At 69.1% G+C, this 13,383-nt stretch carries 11 protein-coding genes; 7 read left to right on the forward strand and 4 right to left on the reverse strand.

The window, feature by feature from the left end:
- Position 1 precedes the first annotated feature (1 nt).
- The 3 genes from Aco03nite_RS43225 to Aco03nite_RS43235 are packed head-to-tail and all read right to left on the reverse strand — an operon-like array spanning position 2 to position 4,214.
- Entirely contained in the window at positions 2–1,771 is a 1,770-nt protein-coding gene (locus Aco03nite_RS43225; protein ID WP_203807195.1) for a pectinesterase family protein, read from the reverse strand.
- Complete coding sequence (locus tag Aco03nite_RS43230) at positions 1,768–3,384, reverse strand: glycoside hydrolase family 43 protein (protein ID WP_203807197.1); 1,617 nt, start codon at positions 3,382–3,384, stop codon at positions 1,768–1,770. Before Aco03nite_RS43230 ends, Aco03nite_RS43225 begins: the two co-directional genes overlap by 4 nt.
- A complete protein-coding gene (locus Aco03nite_RS43235) occupies positions 3,381–4,214 on the reverse strand; it encodes a DUF6807 domain-containing protein (protein ID WP_203807199.1) in 834 nt (277 codons plus the stop codon). Before Aco03nite_RS43235 ends, Aco03nite_RS43230 begins: the two co-directional genes overlap by 4 nt.
- Before the next feature lie 128 nt (positions 4,215–4,342).
- Here Aco03nite_RS43235 and Aco03nite_RS43240 point away from each other — a divergent pair, with 128 nt between their 5' ends.
- The 7 genes from Aco03nite_RS43240 (at position 4,343) to Aco03nite_RS43270 (ending at position 11,637) form a co-directional block, all read left to right on the forward strand.
- Entirely contained in the window at positions 4,343–5,647 is a 1,305-nt protein-coding gene (locus Aco03nite_RS43240; protein ID WP_203807201.1) for an ABC transporter substrate-binding protein, read from the forward strand.
- Positions 5,644–6,537 (forward strand): carbohydrate ABC transporter permease, encoded by an 894-nt coding sequence (locus tag Aco03nite_RS43245; protein WP_239145916.1) that lies wholly within the window; start codon positions 5,644–5,646, stop codon positions 6,535–6,537. The genes Aco03nite_RS43240 and Aco03nite_RS43245 overlap by 4 nt, the downstream gene beginning before the upstream one ends.
- 11 nt (positions 6,538–6,548) lie before the next feature.
- Positions 6,549–7,433 (forward strand): carbohydrate ABC transporter permease, encoded by an 885-nt coding sequence (locus Aco03nite_RS43250; protein ID WP_203807203.1) that lies wholly within the window; start codon positions 6,549–6,551, stop codon positions 7,431–7,433.
- Between the two features lie 25 nt (positions 7,434–7,458).
- The gene (locus Aco03nite_RS43255) at positions 7,459–8,826 is read left to right on the forward strand and encodes a pectinesterase family protein (protein ID WP_203807205.1); all 1,368 of its coding nucleotides are present in this window, start codon (positions 7,459–7,461) and stop codon (positions 8,824–8,826) included.
- 3 nt (positions 8,827–8,829) lie between these two features.
- Positions 8,830–10,221, forward strand: a complete 1,392-nt coding sequence (locus Aco03nite_RS43260; RefSeq protein ID WP_203807207.1) for an RICIN domain-containing protein — start codon at positions 8,830–8,832, stop codon at positions 10,219–10,221.
- Positions 10,218–11,021, forward strand: coding sequence for a phosphotransferase family protein (locus Aco03nite_RS43265; RefSeq protein WP_203807210.1), 804 nt, complete (start codon positions 10,218–10,220; stop codon positions 11,019–11,021). The genes Aco03nite_RS43260 and Aco03nite_RS43265 overlap by 4 nt, the downstream gene beginning before the upstream one ends.
- 82 nt (positions 11,022–11,103) lie before the next feature.
- The gene (locus Aco03nite_RS43270; RefSeq protein WP_203807212.1) at positions 11,104–11,637 is read left to right on the forward strand and encodes a hypothetical protein; all 534 of its coding nucleotides are present in this window, start codon (positions 11,104–11,106) and stop codon (positions 11,635–11,637) included.
- A gap of 49 nt (positions 11,638–11,686) precedes the next feature.
- Here the strand turns inward: Aco03nite_RS43270 and Aco03nite_RS43275 are convergent, their stop codons facing one another.
- The gene (locus tag Aco03nite_RS43275; protein WP_203807214.1) at positions 11,687–13,381 is read right to left on the reverse strand and encodes a carbohydrate-binding protein; all 1,695 of its coding nucleotides are present in this window, start codon (positions 13,379–13,381) and stop codon (positions 11,687–11,689) included.
- Positions 13,382–13,383: the final 2 nt, after the last annotated feature.

Genomic DNA, 13,383 nt, shown 5'->3' on the forward strand with positions numbered 1-13,383 from the left:
CTCAGACCCGGGGACGCCAGCCGCCGAGGTACGTATCGACCGTGAACGCCCGCGCCTGTGCGGCGGTGAGCAGCGGCCGGTCGGCGCCGATCGCACCGGGACCGGTGTTGGCCCATTCGCCGAAACGCTCCCGCGGCCCGCTCCACGGATCGGCGGCGATCTGCGGGCCCAGCTCCGAGTCGCGCACCACGACCTGCCCGGATCGTCCCAGGCGCACGCTTCCCTGGTCGGCAGGACCCAAGACCGAGGAGCGGACGATCAGGATTCCGTACGGCCGGAGCGGGGCGGTGTCCGGTGCGGCGATCGTCGCGCCGGTGTCCGGCAGCAGCGTGCACCGGTCGAGGACTCCGGCACCCGGCCCGGTGATCAGGTCGCCACCGCCGCGCAGGGTGCAGTCGCGCAGGTAGGTGCGCCCGGCTCCGGCCAGCAGCCCGGTCAGTGTCGTCCCGGCGAGCGTGGTGCGGTCCCCGATCGAGCGCACGGCCGGCGCCCCGGTGCCGGTGATGGTCAGGCCGCGGATCGTGGTCCCCGCGCCGAGCAGGGTGAACGTGGCCGCGTCGGCGCCGAGCGGGCCGCCGTAGAACTTGTCCGCGCTCGACGACAGGTCGTAGGCGACGACCGCGTCCGGTGGGCCGGTGATGGTCACGTCCGACTGACTCGGCCACACCCGCACCTGCTCGCGGTAGTAGCCCGGCGCCACCCGGATGGTGACCGGGCCACGGACGTCGCGGGTCGCGCCGAGCGCCGCGAGCAGACTGCCGTAGTCGCCGGTGCCGTCCAGCGCCACGGTGATCGTGCGGGAACCCCGGGCGGTGGCCTTCTGCGGCCCGGCGTGCCTGGTGACCAGGTTCTTCACCTCGTCGACGGGATCCGGCTGGTACTCGTAGGGGATGTCGAAGGGCTCGCCGGCACTGTCGTGGCGTCCGGTCGTACCGCGGAATCGGTTGTTGACCTGAATCAACGTCGCGGTCGATCCGTAGACGACCAGTGGGTCGTTGACCTGGTCGAAGACGCTGCTCTCCACTTGGACGTGGGCGTTGTTGCGGCTCATCGTGCCGTACTGGGTGACGTTCTCCAGGTAGTTGTTGTAGAGGTGTGCGGCGGCGGTGTTGTCGATGCTCCAGTTGCGCTGGACCGTGTTGCGGATCCAGTTGTGGTGGGCGGTCAGCCTGGTCAGCACGTTGCTGGTCCAGCCGACGCCGAGCGCCTTGTTGATGTCGCTGATCACGTTCCAGGACAGGGTGACGTCGGTGGAGTCCTTGCGGATGTCGATGCCGCCGTCACCGACCCGCTCGATCCGGTTGTGGTCGATCCACACGTGGTCGGCGGTGTCCAGGCGGATGCCGTCGTTGTCGTTGTCGGCGCTCTTGCCGTCGAAGTCGCCGGGGATGTACGAGTCCCGGATGGTCAGGTTCCGGATGATCACGTTGTGCGTGCCGTTGAGGAACAGCCCGCCACCGACGAGTTCGGCGCCCGCTCCGTCCCCCACGATCGTCTTGTCCGAGGCGACCCTGACCATGTCCCCGAACGGATCCACGTCGATGCTGCCCCGCACCCGGATGACCAGGGGTTCGCCGGCGGCGGCGTAGGTCCGCAGCTGATCGAGGGTCTCAGCCCACACGATGACGCCGCCCGCCCCACCGGTGGTCCCGGCCGCAAATCCGGTAGCCGCCGCGCGGGCGTCGGTCGCGGCGGAAAAGGCAGTGGTGGCCGGGGCGGCGGGCAGCGGAGCTATCGCGGTGATCGCGGCCAGGAGAAGCGTGCTGATCATCGGGACTCCGATCGGGTGATCCGGAAGTGCGGGAAGTCGGCGTGGCCGGACGGTCCGGTGGCGAACAGGGCCAGGGTGGCGCCGATCCAGCCGCCGGGGGTGGCGGTGAACGGTGAGTCGCACTCCCACCGTTCACCGCCGTACTCGGCGGCGAACCGGGTGACCATCCCGGCCGTCACGGTCAGACGGAGCCGCATCCCGACGTTCTCCGGGACCGCGACCGGCGCCGCCGCGTCCTTCTCCACCTCACCTCCACCTCTGCCTTCGCCTCCGAAGTTGCCTCCGGATTCGGCTCCGGTCTCGGTCTCGGACTGGGCGAAACGGCAGGTCAGAAAGGTTCCGGCGGGTCGTCGTTCCAGACCGATCCATGCGTATGTGCGACCGTGCACCGCCAGCCCGGCCCGCGATCCGACCGCCCCGTCCAGGCGAACCTCGGTCTCCACGACGACGTCCGGTCCGGGCAGCGGCTGCCCGAGCAGGTTCGGCGCGGCGCGCAGGTCGTCACCACCGGGCACACAGCGCAGGCGCAATCCGTCGCCGGAGTGGCCGATGATCCACTCCGGCGACGGGTTCGCCGGCCAGCTCCACCACGGGCCGGGCCGCCCGCCGGAAAAGGTGTCGCCGACCGTCGCCGGTGAAAGAAGACCGCCTGCCGGAAAGGTGCCGCCGACCGCCGCCGGGAAGCCGTCCCCCAGGGCGATGTCACCGGCTGCTGGCGGTGCCGAAGGGCGGACCTGCGGGACCGGGTGGGTGCGGACCGGGGAACCGTTGGCGCCGATGACCGGCCAACCCTCGTCGTCCCAGGTCATCGGCTGGAGGTGGACCACCCGGCCGTAGGCGTCCAGGTCCTGGAAGTGCACGAACCAGTCCGCGCCGTCCGGGGTGTCGACCCAGGCGCCCTGGTGCGGGCCGTTGATGTCGGTGTCGCCCCGGGACAGCACGATCCGCGGCTCGTAGGGGCCGAACACGTCCCGGGAACGCATCGCGTACTGCCAGCCCTGCGCGACCCCACCGGCCGGGGCGAAGATCCAGTACCAGCCGTCGCGGCGGTACCACTTCGGGCCTTCGAGCGTCCGGCAGCCCGGTATCGCGTGACCGTCAACGATCATGCGCCCCTGATCGAGGGGACGGGACAGGTCGGTGCTCGTCTCGTACGCGGAAAGCTGGTTGTTGAATCCGCACCGGCTCTTGGCCCAGCCGTGCACGAGATAGGCGCGCCCGTCGGAGTCCCACAGCGGGCACGGGTCGATCAGGCCCCGGCCGGGCAGCACCAGCGCCGGTTCGCTCCACTCCCCCGCCGGATGGTCGGCACTGGTCACGTAGATGCCGTGGTCGGGGTCGGGCCAGCAGATCCAGAACCGGCCGGCGTGTTCCCGGATCGAGGGAGCCCACACCCCACACCCCGGTTTCGGTACGCGGTAGGAGTCCTCGGGAATCAGCCGCCGCAGCGCGTGCCCGACGATCCGCCAGCGCACGAGGTCGGTGGAGTGCAGCAGCGGCAGTCCGGGCACCCGGTTGAAACTCGACGCGACCAGGTAGTAGTCGTGACCGGATCGGATCACGTCCGGGTCGGGCCAATCGGCGTACAGAATGGGGTTCCGGTACTCGGTCACACCGCCTCCTGAGCTGCTCGGATCGTCGCGTCGCGGGGTGGCCCGTCGGCGATCACCACGGCCAGCCGGCGGGTGAAGGTCCGGCCGGGGGCGATGACCAGCGGCCGGTCCCAGGCGATGGCCGAGCACACCCCGGCGTAGTCGGTGGCCCGCACGAACCACGGGTCGACGGCGGCCTCCCCGGCGGCCTGGAAGATCAGCGTCCACGGATCCCCGGTGGCACCCGCGCCACTCAGGACCACCCACGGGTCACGGCTGCCGTGCACGTCGCCGTTGGAGTCGCGGCCGTAGGCGTGCACCCGGTCCAGGTCGGCCGGTGCCCGCCAGAAGAATCCGCCGTACCCCGCTCCGGCCCGCCCCCGCGTGGCCGGGCTGTCGATGGTCAGCCCGCCGGCGCTGGTCAACGTGTACGAGACCCGCAGCATCCAGGCGTCGCCGGTCAGCTGCGCGACCGCGAGGTCCCGGGATTCCACCGCGAGCAGCGTCCCGTCCCGCCCGGTCCAGTGCAGCTCGTGCGACACCCGGTCGCCGGTCCGGTGCAGCCAGCGCCGGTGTGCCTGCCGTCCGTGGTTGTCCAGGCGCACCGAGCCGCGTCCGGTCACGTACGTGCTGCCGCCCCAGAAGTTGACCTCGTTGACGATCGGCACGGCGATGCTGGCGCCCAGGTGGTGCACGTGGTCGCCGGGCATGAAGCCGGTGACCGTGGTGCCGCCGAGTGTGGTGACCGGGTGCAGGTAGGGCCGGGGCGAGACGGTCGCCGGCAGCTCGGGATCCCAGACGTAGCGGGCGACGACCCGGCCGGCGCAGCGCAGTTCGTGGGCCTTCGTCATGCGCCGCAACTTATCGACGCCGCCCGATTAGGTCAACGTCTGAAACAAATGGCGCGACCCCTGTTGACATGGACGCCACTCGATAGATAAAACACTGAAACAAATCACCGGCACCGGGAGGGACATCGATGGACACCCAGGCGTTCAGCCGCCGTCGGGCGCTGGTGCTCGCCGGGACGGCGGGGCTCGCGGCCACCCTGCCCGGCTGCGGTCGCGGTTTCGGCGGCAAGGGCGCCGACGACGGCAAGATCGAGATCAACATGGTGTGGTGGGGTGACGCCCAGCGCGCCGAGTTCACCCAGAAGACCCTGGACCTGTTCCAGACCGCGAACCCCGGCGTCCGGGTGAAGACCGAGTACCAGGACAGTTCGCCGTACAAGGACAAGCTCGCCGCCCGGTTCGCCGCCGGTGACCCGCCGGACCTGATGGCGATGCGGTTCGACAGCCTGCGTGAGTACGCCGACCGCGGCACCCTGCTCGACCTGGCCGAACACGCGCAGCACCTGGACCTGTCCGGGCTCACCGCCCCGGCCCGGGCGCTCGGCGAGGTCGGCCCGCAGATCTTCGGCGTCCCGTCCGGCCTCAACACGATCAGTTTTGTCGTCGACAAGGCCCTCACCGACAAGTACGGCGTGACGATCCCGAACGGCGACACCTGGTCCTGGGACGACCTGAAGACGTTCGCCGCCGAGGTGACCAGGGCCAGCGGCGGCAAGGTGTACGGGGCCAACTTCGAACCGTGGACGGTCGCGAACCTGCTGGTCTTCGCCCGTCAGCGGGGTGAGGACTTCTTCACCGCCGACGGCCGGCTCGGCGCCACCGCCGGCACGATCACCGCCTGGTTCGACCTGACCGAGGGGCTGCGCGCGGCGAAGGCGTTCCCGCCGGCCGGGTTCATCGACCAGAACAACGGCGCGTCCCCGGCCCAGTCGTACCTGGCGAAGAAGTCGATCGCCTCGCAGATCATCCCGTCGAACAACCTGCTCGGCTACAACCAGGCCTGCGGCGGCAACCTGGTCATGCTGCGCATCCCGGGTGAGACCACCCGGCGCGGGCAGTCCATCGACACCCCGGCGCTGTGGTCGGTCGCGGCGAACTCCAAGCACCCGATGGAGACACTGAAACTGCTGAACTTCCTGATCAACGACGTGGAGGCGGCACGGACCGCCGGCGCCACCCGCGGGGTGCCGCCGAACCGGGCGGTGGCCGAGCAGATCGCGCCGGGGCTGGACGCCGACAACAAGCGGGCCACCGAGTTCCTCAGCGCGCTGCAGAACGAGAAGCTGCCGCCGTCGTACCCGTACCCGGTCGGCGCCAGCAAGCTCACCAACATCCTGAAGACGATCGGCACCGAGGTCGAGTTCGGGCGGCTGAAGACCGCGGCGGCCGGCGAGCAGTTCATCACCGAGGCGCGGAAGGCCATAGCCGGGTGACCACCGCGATCAGCAGGCCTAGGCGACGGCAGGACCGGGCCGGTTACCTGTTCCTGCTGCCCTGGTTCGGCGGCATGGTCTTCATGATCGTCCCGTTCTTCGCCTCGCTCTACCTGGCGTTCACCGACTACGACCTGCTCACCCCGCCGACCTGGGCCGGGCTGGCGAACTTCCGGCGGATGCTGGACGACGCCACGCTGCACCAGTCGCTGAAGGTCACCGTGATCTACACGGTGGTCTCGGTGCCGTTGTCGCTGATGGTGGCGCTGGCCGTGGCGATGGTCCTGGACCGGGGTGTCCGCGGGCTGGCGATCTACCGCAGCATCTACTACCTGCCGTCGCTGCTGGCCGGCAGCGTCGCCATCGTCATGCTGTGGCGCTACATCTTCGGCTACAGCGGGGTCGTCAACGACTTCCTGGCCTGGTTCGGCATTCAGGGGCCGGGCTGGGCGTCCGATCCGCGGTACGCGCTGAGCACGCTGATCCTGCTGCACGTGTGGACGTTCGGCTCGCCGATGGTGATCTTCCTGGCCGGGCTGCGGCAGATCCCGGCGATGTACTACGAGGCCGCCTCGATGGACGGTGCGTCCGGCTGGAAGCAGTTCCGGTCGATCACGCTGCCGCTGCTCAGCCCGATCATCTTCTTCAACCTGGTGCAGTCGCTGATCGCGTCCTTCCAGACCTTCACCCAGGGGTACGTGATCAGCAACGGCACCGGCGGACCGGGCCAGTCGACGCTCTTCTACAACCTGTACCTGTACCAGAAGGGCTTCGCCGAGTTCGACATGGGCTACGCGTCCGCGATGGCCTGGCTGCTGCTGATGATCATCGCCGGCTTCACCGTGGTCAACTTCCTCGCGGCCCGTTACTGGGTCTTCTACGACAATTGACGGGGCCTCACATGTCGCTGACCCTGACCCGCCCCACAAAAACAGAGCCGGAGACGACGCCGCCAAAGAGGCGGACACGGCCACGCTTCCTCAAGCACGTCCTGCTCAGCGGCGTCGGCATCGTCATGATGTACCCGCTGCTGTGGATGATCTCCAGCTCGCTCAAGCGCAGCGACAGCGTCTTCACCGACGAGTCGCTGTGGCCGTCGGTGTGGGAGTTCGGCAACTACGCCCGCGGCTGGACGTCGCTCAGCGAGCCGTTCGAGATCTACCTGACGAACTCGCTGGTCATCGTGGTGCTGAGCATCGTCGGCAACCTGCTGTCCTGCTCGCTGGCGGCGTACGCGTTCGCCCGTCTGCGGTTCACCGGCCGCAAGCTGTTCTTCGCGATGATGCTCGGCACGATGATGCTGCCCGGTCACGTGCTGGTGGTGCCGCAGTACGTGATGTTCGACCGGCTGGAGTGGCTGAACACGTACTATCCGCTGCTCGTCCCGCACTTCCTGGCCACCAACGGGTTCTACATCTTCCTGATGGTCCAGTTCATGCGGTCGCTGCCGCAGGAGCTGGACGACGCGGCCCGGATCGACGGGTGCGGCCCCTTCCGGACGTTCTGGAAGGTGATCATGCCGCTCTGCCTGCCGGCGTTCGCCACCACCGCGATCTTCACGTTCATCTCGGTGTGGAACGAGTTCTTCGCCCCGCTGCTCTATCTCACCGACCCCGAGCTCTACACGGTCCCCCTGGCGCTGCGGCAGTTCATGGACTCCGAGGGCCAGAGCATGTGGGGCGAGATGTTCGCCATGTCGTTCCTGTCCCTGGCCCCGGTGATCGGCTTCTTCATCGCCGGTCAGAAGTACCTCGTGAAAGGCATCGCCACCACCGGTCTCCGCTGATCCCCCGTCCCCGAGAGGAATCCCCATGCGAAGACTCTTCGCACTCCTGCTCCTCACCACCGCAGTGCTGGCCGGGCTCCCCCAACCCGCCCAGGCCGCTCCCTCCACCGGCGTCAACTACCAGCTCAAGGTCACCAAGTCCGGCATGTGCCTGGACGTCCCGGGCGCCTCGACCGCCGACGGCGCGCTGCTCCAGCAGTGGGGCTGCACCAGCAACTCCACCTGGCAGCAGTTCAGCCTCGTCACGTCCGGCTCCGGCTACCAGATCAGGAACGTCAACAGCGGCAAGTGCGTGGACGCGCGATCGGGCGGGCAGCTGCAGCAGTACACCTGCGCTGCCCAGACCAGTCAGCAGTGGACGCTCACGGCCAGCGGCTCGAACACCTACCAGGTGATCAACACCGGCACCGGGCTCTGCATGTCCGACAAGGACGCCTCCACCGCATCCGGCGGAGCCATCATCACCGAGACCTGCACCGCCAACACCAACAAGCAGTGGGCCTTCGCCACCGAGAGCACCGCCGCCGCGACCGTGGCCAAGGACGGCACCGGCCAGTACACCACCGTGCAGGCCGCGGTCGACGCCGTCCCGGCGAACAACACCACCCGCCGGACCATCACCATCAAGGCCGGCACCTACCGGGAGATCGTGACGATCCCGGCGAACAAGCCGTACATCACGCTGCAGGGTCTCGGGTCGTCGGCGAGCCAGACGGTGATCGTCAACAACCACAGTTCGGCCGGCGGCTGGGGCACCTCGGGCAGCGCCACCGTGTTCGTCAACGGCGCGAACTTCGCCGCCACCAACCTGTCGATCTCCAACGACTACGGCGAGGGCAGCCAGGCGGTGGCCGCGAACCTCAACGGCGACCGGTCGGTCTTCGACAACGTGCGGTTCCTCGGCGCCCAGGACACCCTGCTGATCAACAACTACCGGCACTACGTGAAGAACAGCTACGTCGAGGGCACCGTCGACTTCATCTTCGGCGGCGGCACCGCGGTCTTCAACGCCACCGCGATCTACCAGAAGCGCAGCACCGGCGGCCCGATCACCGCGGCCAAGACCGACGCGGCCAATCCGTACGGCTTCCTGATCTACCGGAGCACCATCACCGGTGCCACCAACAACACCACCCAGCTCGGCCGCCCGTGGGGTCCGGCCGCGCAGGTCCTCTACCGCGAGACCAGCATGAGCGCCACCATCGCCACCGGGCAGCCGTGGACCGACATGTCCAGCAACAGCTGGAAGAACGCCCGGTTCTTCGAGTACGCCAACACCGGCTCGGGGGCGACCACGAACAGCAACCGTCCGCAGATGAGCGCGTCGACCGCGGCCAACTACACGCCGCAGAAGTACCTGGCGGGCTCCGACGGCTGGAACCCGGTGGGCTGAGCGATGCGCAGACTCCTCGCGGCAGCACTGCTCGTGGCGGTGGCCGTCCTGGTCCCGTCCGCCCCGTCCACCGCGGCGCCGTCGACCGGCGTCAACTATCAGCTGAAGGTCACCAAGTCCGGCATGTGCCTGGACGTCCCGGGCGCCTCCACCGCCGACGGCGCGCTGCTCCAGCAGTGGGGCTGCACCAGCAACTCCACCTGGCAGCAGTTCAGCCTCGTCACCTCCGGCTCCGGTTACCAGATCAAAAACGTCAACAGCGGCAAATGCGTCGACGCCCGATCGGGCGGACAGCTGCAGCAGTACCCCTGCGCCGCCCAGACCAGCCAGCAGTGGACCCTCACCGCCAGCGGCTCGAACACCTACCAGGTGATCAACACCGGCACCGGCCTCTGCATGTCCGACAAGGACGCCTCCACCGCCTCCGGCGGAGCCATCATCACCGAGACCTGCACCGCCAACACCAACAAGCAGTGGGGCTTCGTGTCGACAGCCGGCCGGACCTGGCCGTCGACCCCGGACGGCTTCGCGTCGACCGGCGGCGGCACCACCGGCGGGGCGGGCGGCACCACGGTCACCGTCACCACCCAGGCCGACCTGGCCCGGTACGCGGCGATGTCCGGCTCGTACGTGATCCGGGTGAACGCCGCAATCAGCATCAGCCCGAAGGGCACCGAGATCCCGGTGTCGTCGAACAAGACGATCGTCGGGGTGGGCACGAACGGCCAGATCGTCGGCGGTGGCTTCTTCCTGGGCGCCGGCACCCGCAACGTGATCATCCGGAACCTGACGATCCGGGACACCCGGATGGCCGACGACGACCCCGATGACGACGTGTACGACTACGACGGCATCCAGATGGACACCGCCGACCACATCTGGATCGACCACAACCTGATCACCCGGATGAACGACGGGCTGATCGACTCGCGCAAGGACACCTCGTACCTGACGGTGTCGTGGAACGTCCTGACCGAGGGCAACAAGGCGTTCGGAATCGGCTGGACCGACAACGTGACCGCCCGGATGACGATCCACCACAACTGGATCCACGACACCGGGCAGCGCAACCCGAGTACCGACAACGTCGCGTACGCCCACCTCTACAACAACTACCTGCAGAACGTGTCCTCGTACGGCAACTACTCCCGGGGCGCCACCAAGATGGTGCTGGAGAACAGCTACTTCCAGAGTGTGAAGGACCCGTTCTATCCGGACGCGACCGCCCAGCTCCGGCAGAGCGGCAGCATCCTGGTCAGCTGCACCGGCAAGCAGGTGACCAGCGGTTCCGCCTTCACCCCGGCCAGCTTCTACGCGTACACCCTGGACGCGGCGGCCGACGTCCCGACCCTGCTGCGCACCTACGCCGGACCGCAGGCCAACATCGGTACGTGACCACTGCCGAACCCTCACCCACCACCCTGCGCTGGGCCGCCGAGCCGACCGGTTCGGCGGACCCGGCGCGGGTGGTCCGGCAGCTCGCCGGCGGCACACACGCCGTCACCCACCTGGTGCGGACGGCCCGCCCGGCCCGGCGGATGGTGCTGCACCGCTACCCGGCCGGCGACACCGCCGCCACCCGGCAGGCCGCCGTGCTGACCGCGCTCGACGGTCTGGACGGCCTCGCGCCCGAGCTGATCGCCGCCGACCCCACCGGGCAGCGGACCGGCACCCCCGCCACCCTGATCACCTGTCTGCCCGGCCGCACCGACCTCACCTCGATGCCCCCGGAGGTGGCCGCCGAGCAACTGGGCCGGGTCCTGGCCCGGATCCACGCCGTCCCCCTGGACCGGGTCGGCCCGCTGCGTGACCTGCCGTTCGACGGCGATCCGGTGCTGACCCACTTCGACTTCTGGGCCGGCAACGTGCTGTGGACCGGCCGGGAGATCACCGGTGTCGTCGACTGGTCCGGGGCGTGCCGGGCGCCGCGCGGTTTCGACGTCGGCTGGGCCCGTCTCGACCTGTTCCTGCTGCACGGCGCACCGACCGCGGACATGTTCCTGAACGCCTACCAGCGAGCGGCCGGGACGACGGTGCCCGACGTCGCGTTCTGGGACCGCCGGGCCGTGACCAGCGCCGATCGCACCGTCGAGGAGTGGCACCCGAACTATGCCTCCCTCGGCCGCGCCGACCTGACCGCCGCCGAACTCCGGGCCCGGCACACCGCCTGGAGTCGTTACCTACCCGTTACCTGATAGCCAGAACAAATCCATAGTGGATCTCATCGGATTTAATGACAGGGCGGCAGACAGCCGCTCGAACCACGGGGAGAAACACATGAACAAGCGTCTGGCTCTCGGCGTCGGCACCGCGGCAGTGGCCGCCACCCTGGCCGGTGCGTCACCGGCCGCGGCAGCGCTCGCCCAGGACGCCCTGGCCACCGCTCCGGTCCAATACGCGACCACCGTTCCGGTCGCCGAGATCCCGACGACGGTGCCGGCCTCCACCGCCCTGGTCAACGCGGTGCCCGAGGACGTCCAGCTGGTCGGGGACAAGCTGTACCCGGTCGGCGACCTGCGGGTCACCGTCACCAGCAGGTACCAGGACGAGGCGCGTTTTGTGCTCCACCTGCCGCAGACCGCCCGGCTCGTCCCGGGTCAGCAGTGCGTGCTGCTCGACTGGAACCTGTCCCAGTGGCTGTGCGAGGGCACCCGCCTGGAGGCCGGCGAGTCGGCCACCACCACGCTGCAGGTCCGGTCGATCCTGGAGCAGGAGGACCACGGCAAGGACGTCGGCTACGTCCAGGGCCTGGCCAACAACAACGAGCGCAGCGAGAAGATCTGGTTCGACATCAAGTGGCCCGCCGCGTGACGGACGCCTGAAGGGGGTGCCGGGCACGTGCCCGGCACCCCCGGCGTGGTCAGGCAAGGTTGATGTAGTCCAGTTCGGCGTACCCGGTGCCGCCCGCGTAGTTCGGCGAGCCCTTGGCCAGCCGGATCATGTTCCAGCCGGCCTTGAGCGTGACCGACGTGCTGACCGTGGAGCCGAAGACGCCCCAGGCCGCGGTCGCCGGATAACTCACGGTCTGCCAGGCGCCGCCGTTGTACGCCAGCCCCTGCGTGGCCGTGGCCCCGGTGCCGTTGGCGTACCCGATCGTCATCGTGTAGCTCCGGGCGGCCGGCACGTTCACCAGGAAGTCGACAAACGCCTGGTTACGCGGGTTGGCCGAGCCGTCGATCTGCCCGACGTACCCGCCGTTGGACGCCGACCCGGAGGAGAACCGGTTGGCGTTGACGACCGTCGCGTTCTCCGCCTCGTAGCGCTGCTGCCACGTCGGCACACCACTGGTCGGGGTGACCAGCAGCTGGTAGGAGTCCCACGCGTGCATCCCGGTCACCGGCACACTGATCGCCCCGCCGGACACCGTGTAGGTCGCCGACGACACCGCGATCGGGGCGCTCTGGTTGGTAGTGCGCCCGGTGATGCCGCTGCGCACGACGGTGGCCCGGACCTGGGTGCCGAGCGCGCCCAGCCCGGTCACCCGGACCGTGTTGTCGCCGCTGTCCCCACCGAAGACCACGTTCACGATCTTGCGGGTGCTGTCGTACGCCGCGACCCCCTCCAGCCACGAGCCGGGCGTGGTCCGCACGACGTTGCCGGCCTGGTCGCCGTACCACTTGTAGGTCCAGTACGAGCTGGTCGGCGCGTTGTTGTGCAGCAGCCCGTTGAGCGTGCCGGCCTCGTACCAGTAGGCGCGTTCCGCCGACCGGATCCCGTGCCGCTCGAAGACCGCCATGTAGTGCACCGAGACGCTGGGAATGTCGACCTGTGACGGCGACGCGTACTCGTTGATCGAGATCGGGCGGGGCGAGATGCCGAGCGACGACTCGATGGCCCGGTAGTCGGCGACGTGCGCCTGCACGTTCAGGTACGAGTCGTTGTCCAGCTCGTGCCAGACGATCACGTCCGGGAGCGTGGCGGTGTCCCGGGCGTTGGTCAGGAAGCTGACCATCCAGTCGTGGTTGTAGATCGAGTGGCTGGGCCCGACGATCGGGGTGACCGTGTCGAGCGTGCGGATCAGCCGGTGGGTGCGGGTCCACCCGGCGTTGAACGTACCGGCGGCGCTGGTGTTCCAGGTCCAGTCCGGTTCGTTCCACAACTCGTAGCCGTCGACGTTGGTGGTGGTCGTCGCGGTCAGCCGGGCGTTGACCATGGTGCGGACCTTGTTCTCCCAGTCGGTCCAGCTGACCCACTTGTAGGGGAAGTCCTTGTAGATGTCCGGCAGCCGCCAGAACTGCTGCGCGCCGGCGCTCGTCACCTTGCCGGCGACGAGGGCGCCGTCGCAGCACGGTTCGGTCGCGCCGTTGCCGAGCTGCTGCACGCCGGGCGGCGGCTGGGTGAGGTGGTTGAGCCGGAGCGGGTACATCTGCTCCAGCGGCGGCTTGCTGCCGACATCGACGGCGTAGAGGCCGCCGGCCGCGACGTGCGTGACCGGGCGGACGACGGTGCCGACGTCGACGGTGAGGGTGTTGCCGGCGGCCCGCGCCGGGCTGGGGACGACCAGCCCGGCGACGACCAGCGGCAGGACGAGGAGTGCTGCCTTTCTGCGGAACACGG

It is taken from the genome of Actinoplanes couchii (assembly GCF_016862075.1).
Lineage (GTDB): Bacteria > Actinomycetota > Actinomycetes > Mycobacteriales > Micromonosporaceae > Actinoplanes > Actinoplanes couchii.

What these genes read in the sequence shown, in the direction of transcription:
- Aco03nite_RS43225 (WP_203807195.1), bottom strand. Translation starts at nt 1,771, where the DNA reads ATGATCAGCACGCTTCTCCTGGCCGCGATCACCGCGATAGCTCCGCTG.
- Aco03nite_RS43235 (WP_203807199.1), bottom strand. Translation starts at nt 4,214, where the DNA reads ATGACGAAGGCCCACGAACTGCGCTGCGCCGGCCGGGTCGTCGCCCGC.
- Aco03nite_RS43240 (WP_203807201.1), top strand. Translation starts at nt 4,343, where the DNA reads ATGGACACCCAGGCGTTCAGCCGCCGTCGGGCGCTGGTGCTCGCCGGG.
- Aco03nite_RS43250 (WP_203807203.1), top strand. Translation starts at nt 6,549, where the DNA reads ATGTCGCTGACCCTGACCCGCCCCACAAAAACAGAGCCGGAGACGACG.
- Aco03nite_RS43255 (WP_203807205.1), top strand. Translation starts at nt 7,459, where the DNA reads ATGCGAAGACTCTTCGCACTCCTGCTCCTCACCACCGCAGTGCTGGCC.
- Aco03nite_RS43260 (WP_203807207.1), top strand. Translation starts at nt 8,830, where the DNA reads ATGCGCAGACTCCTCGCGGCAGCACTGCTCGTGGCGGTGGCCGTCCTG.
- Aco03nite_RS43270 (WP_203807212.1), top strand. Translation starts at nt 11,104, where the DNA reads ATGAACAAGCGTCTGGCTCTCGGCGTCGGCACCGCGGCAGTGGCCGCC.